This is a genomic window from Acinetobacter sp. Ac_3412, from assembly GCF_013072675.1.
In the GTDB taxonomy this organism is placed as follows: domain Bacteria; phylum Pseudomonadota; class Gammaproteobacteria; order Pseudomonadales; family Moraxellaceae; genus Acinetobacter; species Acinetobacter higginsii.
In genome coordinates, this window is record NZ_LXUJ01000007.1 from 23,556 (window position 1) to 46,683 (window position 23,128).

A 23,128-nucleotide genomic window follows, 5' to 3' on the forward strand; every position below is an offset into this window, starting at 1 on the left:
TGAAGTTACCAAGAGTTAAATCAGTTTAAGTTTATATTTTATTCAAACTAAATACTTTAAAAATATACATAAAACGATAAGGTGAAATAATCATGAATAAAGTCTATAAACTGGTGTGGAATGCTTCAACTGGTGTTTGGGTGGCGGTCTCTGAGCTAGCTAAATCAAGTGTAAAATCAAAAACAATCAAAGTCTCAGCTGCGGTCATACTGGTCAATTTGACAGTGGGGATAGGGACGAGCTATGCCGATGAAGTGATTCAAGGAAATAATATACAAGTCGTTACAGATAATAGTGATCCGTTGAATATAAAGCACACAATTTCTACATCGGATAATGTTGCTTTTAAGAATGTCACCGTGGGGACGGTGGTGGTGGATAGTACAAGCAATAAAATCTCTGGATTGAGTGATGGGGTGAATAATGATGATGCTGCAACTTTTGGGCAGTTGAAAACTGTTGATAATAAAGTCAGTCAAAATAGCTCAGATATTTCATCATTAAATTCCAGTGTTGCGAAAAATACAGGTGATATTACGTCAATAAACTCGAGCGTATCTAAAAACACTGGTGATATTTCCTCACTAACTAATCGAGTTACTGTGAATGAAGGAGATATTGCAAATTTACAATCATCGGTTGGGGGAATATCGAATCAAACCTGGAAAATTCAAGCAAATGGTGATGCGGCAACATCAGTAAAATCTTCTGATACAGTACAGTTTTCAGATGGCGCAAATATTGCGATTACCCGATCAGGAAATAATCTGACTGTTGCGACAAAGCCAGAGGTTAGTTTTGATAAAGTTACAGTCGATGGGGTTGTGATCGATAATGGTCAAATTACAGTGACTAAAAATGCCACTGTCGGTTCTGGATCTAAGGAAGTTGTGACTGGTGATCAACTGTATAAAGTTGAACAAGACTTGTTAAATGCAGGGATTGAACGCGCTAAATATTTCCATGCAACTTCAGTTTTAGATGATTCTGTTGCAGACGGTACCGACTCAGTGGCGGTGGGACCAAAGGCTGTGACCAATATAGCGGCTAAAGATGCAGTGGCAATTGGCAATAATGCCGTTGTCGGAACAGCAACTGTTGCGGGTACACCTGCTACTGATGGCATAGAGTCAATTGCGATTGGTAAAGACACCAAAGCACTAGGCAATAAAAATACCGTGATTGGGCAGGCAGCGACGACGGATACGATGGAAATTACCAGTTCGATTGCGATTGGTGATGCTGCAAAAATTAGTGGTACCAGCACCAAAAATGCCGTCGCTGTAGGTTCTAATTCAATTTCAAGTGCCGAGAACGCGACTGCGTTAGGGGCTGGTGCAGAAGCTTCTGCATCCAATGCCACTGCGATCGGTCAAGGGGCAAAAGCAGCTTCTGGTTCAGCAATAGCCTTGGGTGATAGTGCAATAGCTGGTGGAGCAAATTCAACAGCGTTGGGGTCTGGTGCTCAGGCGAATAGTACCAGTGCCATTTCTTTAGGGGCGAATGCGGGTGTAGGTACGGTCAATAATGCAGGGAATAGTAATCAAAACCATATTGCAATTGGTACCAATGCAGGACAAAACATTAAGGGAAATGAAAATATCGCCATTGGTTTGGAAGCGTCCAATGGGACATCGGGAAATTATAATATTGCGATTGGTTCGAAATCGGGTCAGGCTTCCGCGGGCGAGGAAAATGTCAGTATTGGTTATTTATCCAATCAAAATGCCAAAGAAACTGACCATACCACAGCGATTGGTGGACGTTCAATTTCAGGTCAGGCGGCTGTTGCTGTTGGTTATTTAGCAAGTGCAGACAATCAAGGTGCAGTGGCGATTGGGGCTGCTTCAAAAGTAGAAGGTATTGATGACGGTTCCGGTACAGGAACCAAGAAAAATGCAGATAATGGTGTTGCTGTCGGGATTAATGCGTGGTCTAAGGACAATAGTATTGCGTTGGGTTCTAACTCAGTCGCTTCAAAAGATTTAGCTGAAACACAAACGGGTTATTTGACTTCATCTAAAACCAGTAATCAGGGCGTGGTCTCAGTGGGTTCCGATGGTTCAGGGGGTGTAGCCGCATTTAACCGTCGAATCGCCCATGTGGATGATGGTGCAGATGGTTATGATGCAGTTAACGTGAGACAGTTGAAAATTGCTCAAGAAAAAGTAGGGAATTTAATTGGCGGCGATGTCAGCGTAGACAACAACGGCAATTATTCTCAAATCACGCTGAAAGATAATAATGGCAAGGAATATAAATACAACACCGTAGTTGACGCTTTAGGTGCAATTTCAAGTGGTGCTGTGCTGCCAAGTATTGATAATGCTGTGACTTATACAGATGCAACCTCTAAGCAAATTAATCTAAGACCAAATACGGTAATTAGTGGTTTGGCACCAGGTAAAGTGGGTACAGATGCGGTGAATCTGGCTCAAATGCAAGAAGCCGTTGAGGCAAGCCGAGTCAAATATATCAGTGTTAAATCTGAGGCGATTGGTAACAAAAATAATGAAGGTGCTTCTGGGGTCGATGCGGTTGCAATTGGGCCTGAAGCCATTGCCCAGAATAAAAACAGTACCGCCATTGGTTCGCAGGTCTATGCTCTTGGTGATAATGCGACCACGATTGGTTCAACAGGAACGATTGCATATGATGCAGCGGGTGTTGCGATCGGTCAGCATGCGATCAGTCGTGGTGAGAACAGTATTGTCATTGGTAAAGATGCGAAATCAGAGCCACAAACCAGCAATGGTAAAGTCAATGATGCGGTGGCAATTGGTACGAATGCACTGGTGACCAACAGTAAAGGGATCGCGATTGGTAAAGAAACCATTGCACGAGGAGAGGAAAGTATTGCGCAAGGTTATGATGCTCGGGCCAGTGCAGATCGTGCGCTTGCAGTTGGGGTTAGCAGCCGTTCCTCAAGTACAGATGCACTGGCTTTAGGTACGCAAGCATCGGCATCTGGAACCAATGCCTTGGCGACAGGTAAACAAGCCAATGCCAATGCCAGCGATTCAATTGCAACAGGGACGCAAGCCACAAGTTATGCAACCAATGCGATTGCACTGGGGAACAATTCAATTTCAGGAAAAGCCAACCCAACCAAAAATGAAATTGACAACAACCTCAATGCAAATACCATCGCCATTGGTACAGATAGTTTTGCTCAAATCCAAAGTGCAATTGCGTTGGGCAATACTGCTCGTGCAACCGAAGAAAATACCATTGCGGTGGGTAAAAACAGCAAAGTTGAGGCGAAAGATGCAATTGCGATTGGTCTAGATGCACAGACGACTGGAGCAAATGGGGTTGCTTTAGGTAAACAGGCAAAAGCAGACGGGGAAAATGCGTTGGCGCAAGGTGTTTCAGCTAAGGCATTAAATCTTAACTCCATTGCGCAAGGGAACAATGCACAAGCCATTGCGGATAATGCAACTGCGATTGGTGCAAATGCTTTAGCGACAGGTAGCGCAGCAATTTCACAAGGTTTCAATGCCAAAGCATTAAATACCAATACCATTGCTCAAGGTACCAATGCACAGGCAACAGCCGAAGGTGCGACTGCCATAGGTGCAAATACAGTTGTTAATCATAGCAATGCAGTTGCACTTGGTAGTGGTTCGCAATCTGCCGATTATGTACAAACAACCAGTACGGTAATTAATGGCAAGACCTATAATTTTGCGGGTACACCTACCAATTCTTCCAGTGTCAGCGTGGGTAGTACCGGGAATGAACGTACCATCGTTAATGTTGCAGCAGGTCGAATCAGTTCCACCAGTACGGATGTGATTAATGGTAGTCAGTTGCATCAAACCAATACTGCAATTGAGGATTTAGCCAATACAGCACTGACCTTTCAAGCAGATAGCGGTGCCAATGTACAGCGTAAACTTGGAGAAACACTAAATGTCGTTGGTGGCATAACAGATGCGAGCAAATTGACAGATAACAATATTGGTGTTGTGGCTGATGGAAATAACAAGCTCACGGTTAAATTAGCCAAAGATGTAAAAGTCGATAGTGTCAACGCAGCAGGAACATTGATCAATAGCAATGGCCTCAGCTTTGTGGATGGCAGTGGCAACGCGGTCACGAATAGCCCAAGTATCAGTAATAATGGAATTAGTGCGGGCAATCAAAAGATCACTAATGTGGCAAAGGGTGATGTGAATGCGACGTCGACTGATGCGGTGAATGGCAGTCAATTGAATGAAGTTCAGCAAATTGCCAATAAGGGTTGGAACCTAACGACCAATAATAATGCTGCAAGTAAGAGTAATGTTGCACCTGACGGTACTGTAGATATTTCCAATGCAGACAGCAACCTTGTGATCAGCAATCAAGGCAATAATGTGGATATTCGTCTTGCCAATCAGGTCACGATTGGATCAGGCACAGGCAGCAACCCTGTTACGGTGGATGGTGTCACAGGTCGAATCAATGGCTTGACCAATACCACATGGGACCCGAACGCAACTTATAACAGTAAACAGGCTGCGACTGAAGAACAATTAAAGTCAGTCAGTGATGTTGCACAGAATGCCAACAAGGGCTGGAATGTAAAATCAGACAGTAGCTTAGCAGCTACGCAAGTGAAGCCGACAGATACGGTCGATATCGGTTTAGCCACAGGCGAAAGCAATCTTAAATCGACTGCGGTGAATGATGGTAAAGGCACCACCACGATTGATTTTAGTTTAAGTAAAGATCTGAATATTGATACGGTAACCGCGGGAACGGGTAGCAATAAAACCGTGTTGAGTCAGACAGGCGTGACGATTGACAATGGAACGACTCAAACGCAGCTCGAAGCGGGTAAGGTGGTTGTTAAGAACACAGCGAATACCCTGACTTTAGATGCAGGCAAAGGCACGCTTGAAGGTCTAAGCAATAAAGATATCAGTGGTGCTGACTTTGCCACTCAAGGTCGTGCAGCCACAGAAGAACAATTGAAACAAATCCAAACGGGCTTAACTGATAGTGGCTTTGGTTTAACTGCGGCAGATGGTAATTCAGTTCAGAAGAAACTGGGACAAACGGTGGATGTGGTTGGCGCCGACAGCAATATCACCACCAAGGTGGATCAAGGCAAGCTTGCGATTGAACTTTCTAAAGACTTGGCGGTGAATAGCGTCAACGCAGCAGGCACATTGATCAATAGCAATGGTCTCAGCTTTGTCGATGGCAGTGGAAATGCAATCGCAAACAGTCCAAGTATTAGCAAGAATGGAATTAGTGCGGGCAATCAAAAGATCACCAACGTGGCAAAAGGTGATGTGAATGCGACTTCAACCGATGCAGTGAATGGCAGTCAATTGAATGAAGTTCAGCAAATTGCCAATAAGGGTTGGAACCTAACGACCAATAATAATGCGGCAAGCAAGAGTAATGTTGCACCTGACGGTACTGTAGATATTTCCAATGCAGACAGTAACCTTGTGATTAGCAATCAAGGCAATAATGTAGATATTCGTCTCGCTAATCAGGTCACGATTGGTTCAGGTACAGGGAGCAACCCTGTAACGGTGAATGGTGTGACAGGCCGAATCAATGGTTTAACCAATATCACATGGGACCCGAACGCAACTTATAACAGTAAACAGGCTGCGACCGAGGAACAGTTAAAGTCAGTCAGTGATGTTGCACAAAACGCCAACAAGGGCTGGAATGTAAAATCAGACAGCAACTTAGCCGCCACGCAAGTGAAGCCGACGGATACGGTCGATATCGGCTTAGCCACAGGTGAAAGCAACCTTAAATCGACTGCGGTGAATGATGGTAAAGGCACGACCACCATTGATTTCAGTTTAAGCAAAGATTTGAACGTCGATAGCGTCAATGCAGCAGGAACATTGATCAATAGCAATGGTCTCAGCTTTGTCGATGGCAGTGGTAATGCGATCGCAAACAGTCCAAGTATTAGTAAGAATGGAATCAGTGCGGGCAATCAAAAGATCACTAATGTAGCCAAAGGTGATGTAAATGCCACTTCGACTGATGCGGTGAATGGCAGTCAATTGAATGAAGTTCAGCAAATTGCCAATAAGGGTTGGAACCTAACGACCAATAATAATGCTGCAAGTAAGAGTAATGTTGCACCTGACGGTACTGTAGATATTTCCAATGCAGACAGCAACCTTGTGATCAGCAATCAAGGCAATAATGTGGATATTCGTCTCGCCAATCAGGTTACGATTGGATCAGGTACAGGCAGCAACCCTGTTACGGTGGATGGTGTGACAGGCCGAATCAATGGTTTGACCAATACCACATGGGACCCGAACGCAGCTTATAACAATAAACAGGCGGCGACTGAAGAACAATTAAAGTCAGTCAGTGATGTTGCACAGAATGCCAACAAGGGCTGGAATGTAAAATCAGACAGTAACTTAGCCGCCACGCAAGTGAAGCCGACAGATACGGTCGATATTGGCTTAGCCACAGGTGAAAGCAACCTTAAATCGACTGCGGTGAATGATGGTAAAGGCACGACCACCATTGATTTCAGTTTAAGCAAAGATTTGAACGTCGATAGCGTCAATGCAGCAGGAACATTGATCAATAGCAATGGTCTTAGCTTTGTCGATGGTAGTGGCAATGCGGTCGCGAATAGCCCAAGTATTAGCAAGAATGGAATCAGTGCGGGCAATCAAAAGATCACCAATGTAGCCAAAGGTGATGTAAATGCGAGTTCGACTGATGCTGTGAACGGCAGTCAATTGAATGAAGTTCAGCAAATTGCCAATAAGGGTTGGAACCTAACGACCAATAATAATGCAGCCAGCAAGAGCAATGTTGCACCTGACGGTACTGTAGATATTTCCAATGCAGACAGCAACCTTGTGATCAGCAATCAAGGCAATAATGTGGATATTCGTCTCGCCAATCAAGTCACAATTGGATCAGGCACAGGCAGCAACCCTGTTACGGTGGATGGTGTGACAGGTCGAATCAATGGTTTGACCAATACCGCATGGGACCCGAGCGCGACTTATAGCAGTAAACAGGCTGCGACCGAGGAACAATTAAAGTCAGTCAGTGATGTTGCACAGAATGCCAACAAGGGCTGGAATGTAAAATCAGACAGTAACTTGGCTGCAACGCAAGTGAAGCCAACGGATACGGTCGATATCGGCTTAGCCACAGGTGAAAGCAACCTTAAATCGACTGCGGTAAATGATGGCAAAGGTACCACTACGATTGATTTTAGTTTAAGCAAAGATCTGAATATTGATACGGTCACTGCGGGTACGGGAACAAATAAAACCGTGCTGAGTCAGACAGGCGTGACGATTGATAATGGAGCGACTCAAACACAACTAGAAGCAGGCAAAGTGGTTGTTAAAAACACGGCAAATACCCTGACTTTAGAAGCAGGCAAAGGGACACTTGAAGGTTTAAGCAATAAAGATATCAGCAGTGCCGACTTTGCCACTCAAGGTCGTGCAGCGACAGAAGAACAATTGAAACAAATCCAAACTGGCTTAACTGATAGTGGCTTTGGTTTAACTGCGGCAGATGGTAATTCAGTTCAGAAGAAACTGGGACAAACGGTGGATGTGGTTGGTGCAGACAGCAATATCACAACCAAGGTAGATCAAGGTAAGCTTGCGATTGAACTGTCCAAAGACTTGGCGGTGAATAGCGTCAACGCAGCAGGAACATTGATCAATAGTAATGGTCTTAGCTTTGTGGATGCCAGTGGCAATGCAATCGCAAATAGTCCGAGTATTAGCAAGAATGGAATCAGTGCGGGCAATCAAAAGATCACCAACGTGGCCAAAGGTGATGTGAATGCCACTTCGACTGATGCGGTGAATGGCAGTCAATTATTTGCAGTTGGAGATGGCGTGAAAAACATCATTGGTGGCACAACCACTTATGATCCAAACACAGGCACATTTATCAATAACAATATCGGGAACACTGGTGAAAGTACCATCCATGATGCGATTAAATCAGTGAATAATACTGTGCAAACGGTGAGCAAAGGTTGGAATTTAACCACCAATGGGCAAAATTCAAGCCAAGTAAAACCAACAGATACCGTTGATTTTGCAAATAAAGATGGAAATATCAAAGTTAATAATACGGGGAATAATGTCACAGTTGATTTGGCGAAAGATATTAAAGTCGATAGTGTCCAAGCCGGAAATACCACGCTTAATAACAATGGTCTAACCATTAAAGATGGGCCGAGTGTCACTCAAAGTGGAATTGATGCAGGTAATAAAAAAATCACCAACGTTGCAGAGGGTAGCATCGCTAAAAACAGTAAAGATGCTGTGAATGGTAGTCAATTGCATGACATGTTGGGGGATGGAGCTTTCGTTGGTGGTGATGGAAATACCATTACCAATATTGGTGGAACAGGTGCGACCAACATCAATGATGCCATTAGCTCAATTAACCAAAAAGCGGGACAGCATTCTACAGTAGTTGCAGGTCAAAATATGACGGTCACAGAAACTGTAAATAGTTCCGGTGGTAAAGAGTTCAAAGTTGCAACAACCGATGATGTTACTTTTAAAACGGTAACCTCTCAGAAAGTGACCGCGGATAATGTAACCGTTGGCGATGTTCAGATTACCAAAGCGGGTATTAATGCGGGTAATAAAGTCATTAGCAATGTTGCAGATGGAGCCGTAAATAGTACCTCAAAAGAAGCGGTGAATGGTTCTCAGTTGAACGCTTCTAACCAATACATTACCAACTCACTTGGTGGCGGTGCGAAGTATGAAAATGGCAAATTTACTGAACCAACCTACAATGTAAATAATGGATCCTATAACAATGTAGGAGATGCGCTTGGTGCATTGAATCAAGCTAATATTAATATGGGTAATCAAATTAATAACTTGGGTGATCGAATCGAGCAAGTCTTTTATGAAACCAATGGGCGCATTGACAATTTAGAAGAAAAAATGTCTGCGGGTATCGCTGCAAATGCGGCATTAGAACAAGCCCCATATGTAGCTGGTAAAGTCACCTTAGCCGTTGGCGCTGGTTATTATAATAATCAGAATGCTGTAGGTGTGACTCTAAGAAAAACTGCAGATAATGGTCGTTGGTCACTCACCAGTGGTGCTGCGCTTGGCAGTCAAGGTGGGGCATTGGTGCGTGTCGGCGTGAGCACTGTGCTTGATTAAAATAATGAACAAAGGGAGAGCTAGACTCTCCCAACATAAATTTATAAGAATTTGGAGCAAGAAATGAGAAAAAATACATTATTGATGATCAGCGTGTTGGCGATAGGGTTTTCTTCAATCTACGCACAAGCCGATGATATGAAACAGGTTCTGCAGGGTGAAGTCACTTTTCCCAATGTCGATAAAAGCTATCTAAAGCAAGTGAAACGTTATGAATATGACAGCGTTGCACGTTTAGATACGGGTTTAACCAAAGATCAAATTCGTCATCTATTGGGAAATCCACAATTTAGTGAAGGGATTTTTTCTGTTAAAACATGGAATTATGTACTTGATATCCGTATCCCCAAAACACAAAAATATCAACGTTGTCAGCTAAGAGTTGATTTTGATAAACACTATATTGCCGAAAGACTCTCGTGGAAAGGAGAAGCATGTGAGGGTTTGATTGCATGGGGGGAGAATAATCAATTACCTGAGAAACCTGTCGTTGCTCCTGTAGCTGCAACGAAGGCAGCCAGTATCTTCTTTGCTTTTGATCGCTTTGATGAAACCGCGATTGAGACGGGTACAACCTCGATTGTGGATATTGCTCAAAGAATAAAAGCAGAAAGTTCAAATACTCCGATTATTGTCGCAGGCTTTACCGATCCTTTGGGTAAGTTCGCCTACAACTATCGTTTGTCTTCGCAGCGGGCCAATACAGTTGCGAAGTTATTGGTTGCTCAAGGTATTGATGGAAATCGTATTCAAATACAGGCCAATAGTAAAACTGATGTATATCAGCAATGTACAGGCGATCAGCATAATCAACAATTGATCGGTTGTCTTGCACCAAATCGACGCGTCAATGTGAGTTGGTAATTATGGGTTTGGTTAAAGCAGTTTGCTTGACTCCTGTTTACACACCGAGACATAAAACATAATGATCGTTAAAAACTTTAATGTTCATTTAAGCAAGGGTAGGTAATTTAAAGATACGGACATAAGCCGTAGCAGCAATACACCTTTCGCCACATTTCCAGATGTGGCTTTTTTTGTCTGATTAAATGATTTGACGTAAATCGCGAGCCGTTTCTTGTAGTAAAGGTAAAATATGGGCAATTAAATAATCCTTGGTGGTGCGCATAGTCGGAGAAACGATATTTAAGGCAGCAACCACGCTTGCATTGGAATCATATATCGGTACAGCCACAGCATGCACCCCCAATTCATGTTCTTCGCAGGAATAGCACCAGTCTTGTTCTTTGATTTCATGCAGTAATTCTAAAAATAGATCAGTTTCGGTATGGGTATATTTGGTTAGACGTTTTAACGGGTATTTTTCTAACCATCGTTTTTGTTGTTCTGGCGTTAAATGTGCAAGCAGAATTTTGCCAGCAGAAGTTGCATGGGCAGGGAGCCGATTACCTAAATGTAAGCCATAAGGATTGACTCGATCAGTTTGTTGGTGAGCTGCACTACGGGCAATGGTAATTGCTTCATAACCATCTAAAACCATCACCGAATAAATCAATGAGGTTTGATTGGTTAAAAGATTTAATAAGGGCTGGCATATTTTAGGAAGTGTGGAACCATCGAGATAAGCCCCAGAAAATTTAAGAATTTTGGGAGATAAATAATAATAATGCCCATCAAAATCTAAATAGCCTAAGTATTCTAAAGTGAGTAAATGGCGTCGTGCAGCCGCGCGGGTCATGCCCGTTTTTTCAGCGGCGGTACTCATATTCAAGCGATGTCGTTCGGGGCCAAAGCATTCTAAAATTGCCAAGCCTTTCGCGATTCCTGCAATAAAGTCTTCATGCCGAATGGTCTTTTTATTTTCGTTATGATGAATCAAACGCGGATTCTTTTCCTGATCATTTTCCATAATTTAGACATCCTTGCTAAAACGGGTTCTTTATAAAAACATTCTAAGCGAAAGATAACTATTTTACTTGGATAATGTTCGATGATCGAACAGAAAAAATAATCATCGAACAAAATGCACTTCAATGTCTAGAAGTGAGCGCAGAATTTATCAAGAATGAATAGAAGAAATCCGAACAAAGCACTCGACTTAATTTCATCGGTTTTCAGGATGAAATTAAGTCGAGTGCTGCATCGTACAGGAAGTAGTCAGATGATTGATAAAAGCACGCTCTCATTAACCGAGGCGCTATCGCAAATCAAAGATGGGGCAACCATCATGATTGGTGGTTTCGGCACCGCAGGACAACCCGCTGAACTGATTGATGGACTGATCGAACTTGGCATTAAAGACCTTGTCATTGTCAATAATAATGCAGGCAATGGCGATTATGGTTTGGCTAAACTGCTTAAAACAGGTGCAGTACGCAAAATTATCTGTTCCTTCCCACGTCAGTCTGATTCATGGGTCTTTGATGAACTGTATCGTGCTGGCAAGATTGAATTGGAGTTGGTACCGCAAGGTAATCTGGCGTGTCGTATTCAAGCTGCGGGTATGGGCCTCGGTGCAGTCTTTACCCCAACTGGCTTTGGTACCTTATTGGCAGAAGGCAAGGAAACTCGTCATATCGATGGCAAAGACCATGTACTTGAATATCCAATCAAAGCTGACTTTGCCTTAATCAAAGCCCATCAAGGCGACCGTTGGGGCAATCTGGTCTATAACAAATCTGCACGTAACTTTGGTCCGATCATGGCGATGGCTGCGGATGTCGCCATTGCACAAGTGTCTGAATTGGTCGAACTCGGTCAGCTTGATCCTGAACACATCATTACCCCTGGGATTTTTGTACAGCATGTGGTCGCTGTCGATGCGACGACTGGCGTAGGAGAATAAGCATGAGCTATCAAAAACTAAGCCGTGACCAGATTGCTGAACGTGTGGCACAAGATATTCCTGATGGTGCTTATGTCAATCTAGGCATCGGCTTACCAACTAAGATTTCCAATTATCTGCCTGCGGATAAAGATGTATTCCTGCATTCGGAAAATGGCTTGCTGGCATTCGGTCCACCACCTGCCAAAGGTGAAGAAGATCCTGAACTGATCAATGCAGGTAAAGAATATGTGACCATGCTCACAGGCGGCAGTTTTTTCCATCATGGTGATTCCTTTGCCATGATGCGTGGCGGCCATTTGGATATCGCGGTACTGGGTGCTTTTCAAGTGGCAGCCAATGGTGATCTAGCCAACTGGCATACCGGTGCAGAAGATGCGATTCCTGCGGTGGGAGGTGCGATGGATCTCGCTGTCGGTGCCAAGAAAGTTTTTATCACCACCGATCACAATACCAAGCAAGGTGAACCCAAGATTGTTGAAACTCTTTCATATCCAGCAACGGGATTGAAATGTGTCGATCGGATTTATACCGACCTGTGTGTGATTGATGTGACCGTAGATGGTTTAAAAGTGATTGAAAAAGTGGATGGCCTGAGCTTTGAGGAGTTACAGGTGTTGACAGGTGCTCAGTTGATTGATGCGACTCAGGGATAATGAATCCCTCCCAACCTCCCTTTAAAAAAGGGAGGAGTTCCCCTCTTTACAAAGAGGGGCTAGGGGAGATTTTTAAGGAAAAACACATGAAAAACGCTTATATCATTGATGCCATCCGTACCCCATTCGGTCGCTATGCGGGCGGTCTTGCAGCTGTACGTGCTGATGACTTGGGAGCCATTCCAATTCAGGCACTTATACAACGCAATCCAAAAGTAGATTGGCAGCAAGTCGATGATGTGATCTATGGCTGTGCCAACCAAGCAGGTGAAGATAACCGTAACGTTGGACGTATGTCAGCCTTATTGGCAGGCTTACCTTATCAAGTGCCAGCCACCACAGTGAACCGTTTATGTGGTTCGTCACTGGATGCAATTGCGATGGCGGCACGGGCGATTAAAGCCAATGAAGCAGATCTGATTATTGCAGGTGGTGTGGAAAGCATGAGCCGTGCGCCTTATGTGATGGGCAAATCCGACAGTGCCTTTGGCCGTAGTCAAAAGATTGAAGACACCACTATGGGCTGGCGTTTTATCAATCCAAAACTCAAAGAAATGTATGGCGTAGATAGCATGCCGCAAACCGCGGAAAACGTGGCGGAACAATTCAATATTAATCGTGCCGATCAAGATCAGTTTGCGCTCAACAGCCAAGAACGTACTGCAACTGCACAAGCGAAGGGTTTCTTCTCCAATGAAATCATTCCTGTGACGATTCCACAGCGTAAGGGCGATGCCATTGTGGTGGATAAAGATGAGCATCCACGTGCCTCAACGACATTAGAGGCACTGACCAAACTTAAAGGTGTAGTTAAAGCCGAAGGGACTGTTACAGCTGGCAACGCCTCTGGGATTAATGACGGTGCAGCCGCAGTGTTGATTGCTTCGGACGACGCCTTGGAAAAATATCAACTCAAGCCACGTGCCAAAATCATTGCGGCGACGACGGTCGGAGTTGAACCACGGATTATGGGCTTTGCACCTGCGCCTGCAATCAAAAAATTACTGAAACAAGCCAATCTTTCTCTAGCGCAGATGGATGTGATTGAGTTGAACGAAGCCTTTGCAGCACAAGCCTTAGCGGTAACTCGTGATTTAGGTTTGAGTGATGACGATGCACGAATCAACCCGAATGGTGGTGCAATTGCCTTGGGTCATCCACTGGGTGCTTCAGGTGCACGCTTGGTGACGACGGCTCTAAATCAACTTGAACAGATCAAAGGTCAGTATGCCTTATGTTCGATGTGCATTGGTGTTGGTCAAGGCATCGCCTTGATTATTCAACGTGTTGAGTGAGGTCTGTCATGAGCCAGTTATACGCCAGCTTATTTTATCAGCCTGAAGTCACTAACATTTTTAGTGACGAAGCGTTATTGAAATATATGATCCAGACCGAAGTGGCTTTAGCCAAAGCTCAGGCACAGGTCAATGTGATTCCTGCTTCGGCAGCAACGATCATTGAACAGGTTGGACACAATGCTGTAGCACAAATCGATCTAGATGCGTTGGCTACAGCAGCAGGACTGGCTGGTAATGTTGCGATTCCATTGGTCAAACAATTCACCGCTTTGGTGAAACAGCAGGATGAAGAAGCTTCACGCTATGTACATTGGGGCGCGACCAGTCAGGATATTATTGATACAGCAACAATTCTGCAGTGCCGAGACGCCTTGGCATTGATCGAAAAGCAACTGCAACAGGCCTATCAAATTTCCTTAAAGCAAGCCCAGCAATATCGCCATCAAGTCATGATTGGACGCACTTGGTTACAGCAAGCTTTGCCGATTACTTTGGGGCATAAATTTGCACGCTGGGCAGCAGCTTTGAAACGTGATCTTGATCGCTTACAAGCAATGAAAACTCGCATATTGACTGCACAGCTCGGTGGAGCAGTAGGTTCACTGGCATCTTTACAAGATCAAGGTTCAGCGGTGGTCGAAGCTTTTGCAGCTCAACTCAATTTAACCGTACCAGAATGTACATGGCATGGTGAACGCGACCGTATGGTTGAACTTGCCAGTATGCTTGCTTTGATTGTTGGCAATGTTGGCAAGATGGCAAAAGACTGGTCATTGCTGATGCAAACCGAAATCGCAGAAGTTTTTGAACCAACAGCAAAAGGGCGTGGTGGTTCATCGACTATGCCACATAAGCGTAATCCTGTGGCAGCAGCTTCAATTCTTGCAGCAGCCAATCGTGTGCCCGCCTTAATGGCAAGCGTGTATCAAAGCATGGTGCAAGAGCATGAACGTGCTTTGGGTGCATGGCATGCAGAATGGTTGGCAATTCCAGAAATTTTCCAGTTATGTGCGGGTGCTTTGGAACGTGGTTGTGATGTGCTTGAGCATATGCAAGTCAATGCAGAGGCGATGCAACGCAATCTTGAATGTACACAAGGTTTAATCATGGCCGAAGCAGTGATGATGGCACTTGCGCCCAAGATTGGTCGTTTAGATGCACACCATCTGGTTGAGCAGGCCTGCCGGCAAGCCGTTGCTCAACAGCAGCATTTAAAAATCATCTTGTCAGCGATGGATGAAGTTAGCACTCATTTTAATGATCAGGCATTGGATGAATTGTTCATGCCAGCATCTTACCTTGGCAATATTCAAGCCCAAATTGATGCCGTGCTACACGCAGCAAAAGGAGAGTAAGCACATGATCACGCATATCAATAATCGTCAGGGACATCCGCTGGCTGTTCAGGTTCAAGGGCGCAAAGATGCACCTGTGATCATGTTCTCTAACTCTTTGGGAACTGACCACAGCATGTGGCAGGCACAGGTTTCGGCTTTGACCGAGCATTACCAAATCATCACCTATGACACGCGCGGACATGGTACAAGCGCAGTCATTGCTCATACCACCTTGCAAAATCTGGCAGAAGATGCGGTCGATATTCTGGATGCCTTAGCGATTGAAAAAGCTCATTTCTGCGGTATTTCAATGGGTGGGATTACCGCATTGGCTTTAGCAATTCATCATGCTGAACGTTTTCACAGTATTAGCGTCGCAAATTCAGCTGCAAAAATTGGTACTGCCGAAGCGTGGAATACCCGTGCAGAGAGTGTTGAACAAAACGGTTTGGCTGAAATTGTAAAGACCACGCATACACGTTGGTTTAGTGAACACTTTGATTATGCGCATGATGTTTTAGCGCAAAAGACGATTCAAAGTCTTGCCGTGACACCTGCACAAGGCTATGCCAATGCATGTCGTGCTTTAGCTGATGCAGATGTTCGAGATCAACTGTATCAAATTCAGATTCCAACGTTAATTATTGCAGGGCAGTACGATCCTGTCACAACGGTTCAAGATGCAGAGTTTATGCATCAACTCATTGCAACCAGTCAGCTTGAAATCTTGGCAGCGTCGCATTTATCCAATATTGAACAGCCACAAGTGTTCAATCAGACATTGTCCAAGTTTATTCAAAACATATAACCATAAGGGTTAGAAAGGAATTCGCCTACAAGGAGGCAACTATGGCACAGGAATTTGCTGCCCAAAAAAACAGTATGGATGCACAGGCACTGATTAATGAGGCACCTGTGAGCAAGTATCAATGGATGATCGCAATTATTTGTTTTCTGATTGTATTTGTCGATGGAATCGATACTGCCGCAATGGGTTTTATTGCACCTGCTTTGGCACAGGATTGGGGCATTGATCGCTCCCAACTCGGGCCAGTAATGAGTGCTGCACTCGGTGGCATGATCATTGGTGCACTGGTTTCAGGACCAACAGCTGATCGGTTTGGACGAAAAATTGTTTTAACCATCTCCATGTTAATTTTTGGTGGTTTTACCTTGGCTTCGGCTTATGCGCCAGACCTAAACAGTTTGGTGGTATTACGCTTTTTAACGGGTATTGGTTTAGGCGCGGCGATGCCGAATGCGACCACCTTGTTTTCGGAATATTGCCCGCAACGGAGTCGCTCTTTATTGGTGACCTGTATGTTCTGTGGCTACAACTTAGGTATGGCTACAGGTGGTTTTATCAGCAGCTGGCTGATTCCGACTTTTGGTTGGCATAGTCTGTTTTTATTGGGTGGATGGACACCATTAATTCTGATGGTGTTGGTGATTTTCTTATTACCTGAATCTTATCGCTTCCTGATCGTGAAAGGTCAAGACCCTGCAAAAGTCCGCAAAATTTTAAGTCATATTGCACCTGAAAAAGTTCAAACAGTTGAGCATTTTCATATTCCAGAAGAACAGTCTGCTGTTGCAGAAAAGAAAAATGTGTTTGGCATGCTGTTCTCTAAACAATATGCCAAAGGCACAGTTTTATTGTGGTCGACCTATTTTATGGGGTTAGTGGTGATTTATTTGCTGACCAGTTGGTTACCAACCTTGATGCGTGAAACGGGCGCAACCATGGAGCGTGCCGCATTTATCGGAGGATTGTTCCAGTTCGGTGGTGTACTCAGTGCCTTGTTCATTGGTTGGGCAATGGATCGCTTTAATCCAAATCGCATTATTTCGGGCTTCTATTTTATTGCAGGCCTATTTGCAGTTGCTGTTGGGCAAAGCTTGAGCAATCCAACTTTATTGGCTGTTTTGGTGCTCTGTGCAGGGATTGCCATTAATGGTGCGCAATCGTCTATGCCAGCGTTAAGTGCGCGCTTCTATCCAACCCAATGTCGTGCAACTGGTATTGCATGGATGACAGGGATTGGTCGTTTTGGTGCCGTGTTTGGTGCGTGGATTGGTGCCGTGTTATTGGGCAATGACTGGTCATTTACCGCCATTCTCAGTTTGCTGATGATTCCTGCTACAGCGGCAGCCATCGCAATTTTTGTTAAATCGCTAGTTGCTCATACCGATGCAACCTAAGGCTCATATTTTCAAGATGAGGAGCAACGTTCATGAATGATGAACAACGTTATCAACAAGGACTGAAAGTCCGTACCGAAGTGTTGGGTGAAAAGCATGTCGGCCGCTCTTTGGCGAACCTTAATGATTTCAATCAGGATTTCCAGAATTTTATTAGTCGTTTTGCTTGGGGTGAAGTGTGGTCACGTGAAGGCTTGCCACGTCATACCCGTAGTTTGGTCACGATTGCGATCTTATTGGCTTTGGGGCGAGAAGATGAACTTAGAATGCATTTGCGTGCCTGCTTCAACAATGGTGTCACCAAGGATGAACTGAAAGAACTGATCTTGCATAGTTCTTTATATGCAGGTTTGCCAGCAGCCAATGCAGCCATGCATATGGCCGAAGAAGTCTTTAAGGAACTTGGCATTGACGTGCAGCCCATTGCAGCACAACCACAGGATTAAGGAGACAGGCATGTTAAAGCATACATTAGGTGCATACCCACAACGTAATACCGATGATCATCCGCCAGCATATACACCCGGTTATAAGACCAGTGTATTACGCTCGCCAAAGAATGCATTGATCTCAATTAATGAAACCTTGACTGAAGTCACTTCACCGCATTTTTCACCAAGTATTTTTGGTCCTAAAGATAATGACCTGATCCTGAACTATGCCAAAGAAGGTCTACCTGTGGGTGAACGTATCATTGTGCATGGTTATGTGCGTGATCAGTTTGGCCGTCCTGTGAAAAATGCTTTATTAGAAGTGTGGCAGGCCAATGCATCAGGTCGTTATCGTCATCCAAATGACAAATTTATTGGTGCCATGGATCCTAATTTTGGTGGTTGTGGCCGTACCTTAACCGATGAAAATGGCTTCTATATTTTCCGTACCATCAAACCAGGTCCGTATCCGTGGCGTAATCGAATTAATGAATGGCGTCCAGCGCATATCCATTTTTCTTTAATCGCAGATGGTTGGGCTCAGCGTCTGATTTCGCAGTTCTATTTTGAAGGCGATACGCTGATTGATACTTGCCCGATTTTAAAAACCATTCCTTCCGAAGATCAGCGTCGTGCCTTGATTGCACTGGAAGATAAAAACAATTTCATTGAAGCAGATAGCCGTTGTTACCGCTTTGATATTCATCTGCGTGGTCGTCGTGCGACTTATTTTGAAAATGATTTGACTTAAGGGAGACCAACGATGAATGCATGGAATTTTCAGGAATTAAAGGAAACCCCATCACAAACAGGTGGTCCTTATGTTCATATCGGTTTATTACCGCAACAAGCCAATATTGAAGTATTTGAGCATAACTTCGATAACCAGTTAGTCAATGAGCAAACGCAGGGGCAACGTATTCGTCTGGAAGGTCAAGTCTTTGACGGGCTGGGTTTGCCATTAAGAGATGTATTGCTGGAAATCTGGCAGGCGGATGCAAATGGTGTTTATCCAAGTCAGGCGGATACTCAAGGTAAAACTGCCGATCCACATTTTCTTGGTTGGGGGCGTACAGGAGCCAATTTTGAAACAGGATTCTGGAGTTTTAATACGGTAAAACCAGACGCTGTTGCAGGCCGTAAAGGCTCAATTCAGGCACCGCATATCGCAGTCGCAGTTTTTGCACGCGGCATTAATATCGGTTTGCACACCCGTATCTATTTTGATGATGAGGTGGATGCCAATGCCAATGATCCAGTGTTAAACAGCATTGAGTGGGCAGTACGTCGCCAGACTTTAATCGCCAAACGCAGTGACGTGGATGGTGAAGTGGTCTATCGCTTTGATATTCGTATTCAGGGTGATGATGAAACCGTGTTCTTTGATATTTAGACATTGCTTTAAATATCTTCCTTTCAAATATGACTGATTACGGAATCACTTAGATCCTGAAATTGAAAATACTCCTCACTGTTGATGGGTGAGGAGAGATTAAAAATGAGATGAGAACTCGGCAAGACTTCGCAGAGTTGCAAAAAATTTATTAAGGACGATACAGATGAAAATGAAAACACTGGCAGCAGTAATGTTGCTTGTTAGCCCCTTATTGATGGTTCAAACCGCACAAGCTCAAGAGCATCAGCAAAAGCAGGTCGAGTTAGCTGAACTGGCAAAGCTGCCTGTGAAAACTATTGTACCAATCACAGCCAAAACCAAAGAGCAGGCAATTGCTCAGGCAAAAGTGATTGCAGCGAATGCTGATGCAGATCTCGCTGAGTTTCGGATTGATTTACTGAACTTTGCCAATGATAGCGAGCAAGTGATTGCCTTGGGCCAAGAGCTAAAACAGATTCTGGGCGTTAAGCCGATGATTGCCACCATCCGTACCCATAACGAAGGTGGGCAATTAACAATTAGCGATGCAGATTATGGCAAGACCTATCAAGCGTATTTACAGCAGCCATTTATGGACATGCTGGATGTGGAAATGTTCCGTGATCAGCACATTGTGAAGAATACAGTCAAATTGGCGCATGCGAAAAAAGTGCTGATTGTGATGTCAAATCATGATTTTCAAAAAACACCGCTTGAGGCTGAAATCATCAAACGCTTACTCAAGCAGGATGAGTTAGGGGCAGATATTCTTAAAATCGCAGTCATGCCACAAAGCAAGCAGGATGTATTTACCCTGATGAATGCGACCTTAAATGTCAGTCAACAGTCCAAAAAGCCATTACTCACCATGTCGATGGGCAAACTTGGCACGATTTCCCGCATCGCCACGGCCAATATGGGGGGGAGCTTTAGCTTTGGCATGATTGGTGAAGCATCGGCACCCGGTCAAATTGACGTGACTCAACTGAAACAGTTTTTAAAAACGGTTCAACCTACACAATAATTTAAAAAGGATTTTTAGACATGAAAGCAATTTACTTACGTTTAAGCACTTTAGCTGTGGCGATGGCAGTTTCGGGAATGGCAGCAGCAGAAACTTATGTTGTTGATCGTTATCAAGATGATAAAGATAAAGGTTCTTTGCGTTGGGCAATTGAACAAGCCAATAGCAAGCCGACTGAAGCCAGCGAGATTCTGATTCAGGCAGTAGGTAAAGCGCCTTATGCCATTAAGGTCAACAGTCCATTACCTGAGATCAAAGCGCCTGTAAAAATCATTGGGACGCAATGGGCAAAAACAGGTGAGTTTATTGCAGTCGATGGATCGAATTATATTAAAGGAACTGGTGTTGAAGCCTGTCCTGGTGCGGTTGAAGGGCAGTTCGGGACCAATGTCCGTACCACAACTTTGCCGGGTATCGTATTACGCGACATCAATGGAGTAACGATTCAAGGTTTGGAAATCCGTCATTTCTGTATCGGAATTTTAATGAACCGTGCCAGCAATAACCTTATTCAAAACAACCGCATTATGCACAACTATGGTGGTGCAGGGGTGATGCTGACTGGCGATGATGGCAAGGGCAATCCAACAGCGACCACCACCAATAACAACAAAGTATTGAATAACTACTTTCAGGACAATGGTGACGGGCTTGAACTGACTCGTGGCGCAGCATTTAACTTAGTTGCCAATAACCATTTTATTTCTACAGCAGCAAATCCTGAACCTTCACAAGGGATTGAAATATTGTGGGGCAATGACAATGCGGTCGTCGGCAATAAATTTGAAAACTATTCAGATGGCTTGCAGATCAACTGGGGCAAGCGCAATTATATTGCCTATAACGAACTGACCAATAACTCCAATGGTTTTAACCTGACCGGTGATGGCAACATTTTTGACAGCAATAAAGTACATGGCAATCGGGTGGGAATCGCGATTCGCTCTGAGAAAGATGCCAATGCACACATTACCCTGACCAAAAACTTAATCTGGAATAACGGCAAAGACATTAAACGTTGTGAGGCGGGTGGAAGTTGTGTACCGAATCAACGCGTCGGCGCGATTATCTTTGATATCCCGGGTTTAGAGCATGCACATTTTGTGGGTTCACGTGGTCATGGGGTCAAAATTGATCCTGCCAACTTGCAAAAAACCTGTAACGCACCCGATGAGCAAGGCTGTAATGCACAACCGAATCAAAATATTCAGGCACCAAAATTAACCTTGTCTAAAGGACAAATTGCAGTCGAAGTCAAAGGTCAGCCGAACCAACGTTATCAGGTCGAGTTTTTTGGAAACTCATCTGCAAATCCAAATGAAGCAGAGTTTTATTTAGGTTCAGCGGTTGCCGCAACCAATGCACAAGGAACCGCAACGCTGACTTGGAAACCAACAGCGCAAGTTGCTTCAGTGACAGCAACGATCACTGACCGTGTAGGTGCGACATCTGAACTCAGTTCAGCTGTAAAACTGAAATAAACGGCAAGGAGGCCGAATATGAAGTCGAATGCATTATTGCTCAAAATGAGCTGTTTGGCAGTTGCTGTATGTGCTGCTCAATCTAGTTTTGCGGATCAGCCATGGTCACAGGATCGTCAATGGCTACTCGGTGACTGGAATGGTCAGCGTCAGCAACTGGAAAAAGAAGGCTATAAATTTACTGCCTCGATCATGAGTCAAGCTGCGACCAATCTGGATGGCGGCTATAACGATGACAATGCTTTTAAAAATGCTGCACAACTGTCGCTAGGTGCCAATTTCGATTTAGGGAAAATTGCAGGTTGGAAAGATACCAGTGCCAGCCTTTTAATCACAAAACGTGATGGTAATGCCTTAACCTTGGATCGAATTAAAGATCCTCGTTCTAGTGCACTCGGCAATTCACAGGAAATCTATGGTCGCGGCAAAATCTGGCGTTTGAGTCAGGCATGGGTGAAAAAGGGCTTCGTTGATAATACTGTGCAGTTCAAGATTGGCCGTATGGGCATGTCAGAAGATTTTAATGGCTCACAATGTGAATTCCAGAATTTATTATTGTGTGGCGGACAGCTTGGGAAGTCGATTGGTTCAATCTGGTACAACTTACCTGTTGGATTATGGGGCGCCAATGTTAAATATCAATTCGCACCTGAATGGACGTTAGGTGTCGGTGTCTACGAAGTCAATCCAGACAATATTAAAACTGATCGTAATCGTGATGGTTTTAATTTGGATATGGATCATGTCAAAGGTGCAACCCTTCCTGTCGAACTGGCATGGCGACCAAAACTTGCAGCATTTAATGGCTTATCAGGTGAATATAAAGCCGGGGCACTCTATTCAACAGCCGAAGCCAATGATATTGCGACAGTCGGCAAAGTACATGATGGCAAGCATAGTTTTTGGTTGAATGCACAACAACAACTCAGCCAAAAAGGCGACGATCCAAAACGTGGTTTGTACGTCAGTTTCAATGCGGTGGTGAATGATAAAGCCACTACAGCAGTCAACAGTACCCAGCAACTGGCACTTTGGTACAAAGGCCCTTTTGATGGTCGCCCAAATGATTCAATTGGCTTTGGTATTGCCAACTACCTCGTCAATGATCGCTATAAAGATCGTCAGATTGAAATGAACCAGAGCCGTGGTTATGAGCAATACGATGCGCTTGCTGCAGATTATGTACCCGTCCAGCGTGATGAACTCAATATCGAATTGAACTATAGCTATCAGTGGTCACCTGCGGTGATGTTAAGACCGAACCTGCAATATATCCATCAACCTGCAGGTGTTAAAGAGGTGGATGATGCATGGGTTGCAGGCCTGAGCATGCGCGTGAATTTTTAATACAGGAGTATGA

Annotated in this window: 15 protein-coding genes; 14 read left to right on the plus strand and 1 reads right to left on the minus strand. The window is 44.3% G+C overall.

The genetic code is table 11. The features are described 5' to 3' along the window. Positions 1–92: 92 nt before the first annotated feature. Both A7P54_RS18900 and A7P54_RS03570 read left to right on the plus strand, forming a co-directional pair. A complete protein-coding gene (locus A7P54_RS18900) occupies positions 93–9,158 on the plus strand; it encodes an ESPR-type extended signal peptide-containing protein (RefSeq protein WP_252728585.1) in 9,066 nt (3,021 codons plus the stop codon). Positions 9,159–9,221: 63 nt separating this feature from the next. Beyond that, complete coding sequence (locus A7P54_RS03570; RefSeq protein ID WP_171548677.1) at positions 9,222–10,022, plus strand: OmpA family protein; 801 nt, start codon at positions 9,222–9,224, stop codon at positions 10,020–10,022. A gap of 181 nt (positions 10,023–10,203) precedes the next feature. Here A7P54_RS03570 and pcaU read toward each other — a convergent pair whose 3' ends face one another. Further along, on the minus strand, positions 10,204–11,028 hold the full coding sequence (gene pcaU, locus A7P54_RS03575) for an IclR family transcriptional regulator PcaU (protein ID WP_005213079.1): 825 nt from the start codon (positions 11,026–11,028) through the stop codon (positions 10,204–10,206). Positions 11,029–11,280: 252 nt separating this feature from the next. Here pcaU and A7P54_RS03580 point away from each other — a divergent pair, with 252 nt between their 5' ends. The 12 genes from A7P54_RS03580 to A7P54_RS03635 all read left to right on the plus strand — a co-directional run bounded on the left by A7P54_RS03580 (position 11,281) and on the right by A7P54_RS03635 (position 23,115). Further along, positions 11,281–11,964, plus strand: a complete 684-nt coding sequence (locus tag A7P54_RS03580; protein WP_171549189.1) for a 3-oxoacid CoA-transferase subunit A — start codon at positions 11,281–11,283, stop codon at positions 11,962–11,964. 2 nt (positions 11,965–11,966) lie between these two features. Further along, positions 11,967–12,620: a 3-oxoacid CoA-transferase subunit B gene (locus A7P54_RS03585; protein WP_171548678.1), complete on the plus strand. Its 654-nt coding sequence runs from the start codon at positions 11,967–11,969 to the stop codon at positions 12,618–12,620. An 86-nt stretch (positions 12,621–12,706) separates the two neighbouring features. Beyond that, positions 12,707–13,915, plus strand: a complete 1,209-nt coding sequence (pcaF, locus tag A7P54_RS03590; RefSeq protein ID WP_171548679.1) for a 3-oxoadipyl-CoA thiolase — start codon at positions 12,707–12,709, stop codon at positions 13,913–13,915. 8 nt (positions 13,916–13,923) lie between these two features. Further along, positions 13,924–15,273, plus strand: coding sequence for a 3-carboxy-cis,cis-muconate cycloisomerase (locus A7P54_RS03595; RefSeq protein ID WP_171548680.1), 1,350 nt, complete (start codon positions 13,924–13,926; stop codon positions 15,271–15,273). A gap of 4 nt (positions 15,274–15,277) precedes the next feature. After that, positions 15,278–16,063, plus strand: coding sequence for a 3-oxoadipate enol-lactonase (pcaD, locus tag A7P54_RS03600; protein ID WP_171548681.1), 786 nt, complete (start codon positions 15,278–15,280; stop codon positions 16,061–16,063). A gap of 41 nt (positions 16,064–16,104) precedes the next feature. Further along, a complete protein-coding gene (locus A7P54_RS03605; protein WP_171548682.1) occupies positions 16,105–17,457 on the plus strand; it encodes an MFS transporter in 1,353 nt (450 codons plus the stop codon). A 32-nt stretch (positions 17,458–17,489) separates the two neighbouring features. Continuing rightward, positions 17,490–17,903 carry a 4-carboxymuconolactone decarboxylase gene (pcaC, locus tag A7P54_RS03610; protein WP_005187383.1) on the plus strand — a complete coding sequence of 138 codons (414 nt, stop codon included), beginning with the start codon at positions 17,490–17,492 and terminating at the stop codon, positions 17,901–17,903. Positions 17,904–17,913: 10 nt separating this feature from the next. Next, a complete protein-coding gene (pcaH, locus tag A7P54_RS03615; RefSeq protein ID WP_004806145.1) occupies positions 17,914–18,639 on the plus strand; it encodes a protocatechuate 3,4-dioxygenase subunit beta in 726 nt (241 codons plus the stop codon). A gap of 12 nt (positions 18,640–18,651) precedes the next feature. Further along, complete coding sequence (pcaG, locus tag A7P54_RS03620) at positions 18,652–19,281, plus strand: protocatechuate 3,4-dioxygenase subunit alpha (protein ID WP_171548683.1); 630 nt, start codon at positions 18,652–18,654, stop codon at positions 19,279–19,281. A gap of 166 nt (positions 19,282–19,447) precedes the next feature. Continuing rightward, a complete protein-coding gene (gene aroD / locus A7P54_RS03625) occupies positions 19,448–20,287 on the plus strand; it encodes a type I 3-dehydroquinate dehydratase (protein WP_171548684.1) in 840 nt (279 codons plus the stop codon). Between the two features lie 20 nt (positions 20,288–20,307). Then, entirely contained in the window at positions 20,308–21,768 is a 1,461-nt protein-coding gene (locus tag A7P54_RS03630) for a right-handed parallel beta-helix repeat-containing protein (protein WP_171548685.1), read from the plus strand. Positions 21,769–21,786: 18 nt separating this feature from the next. Further along, positions 21,787–23,115, plus strand: coding sequence for a carbohydrate porin (locus A7P54_RS03635; RefSeq protein ID WP_171548686.1), 1,329 nt, complete (start codon positions 21,787–21,789; stop codon positions 23,113–23,115). The last annotated feature ends 13 nt before the right edge of the window (positions 23,116–23,128 follow it).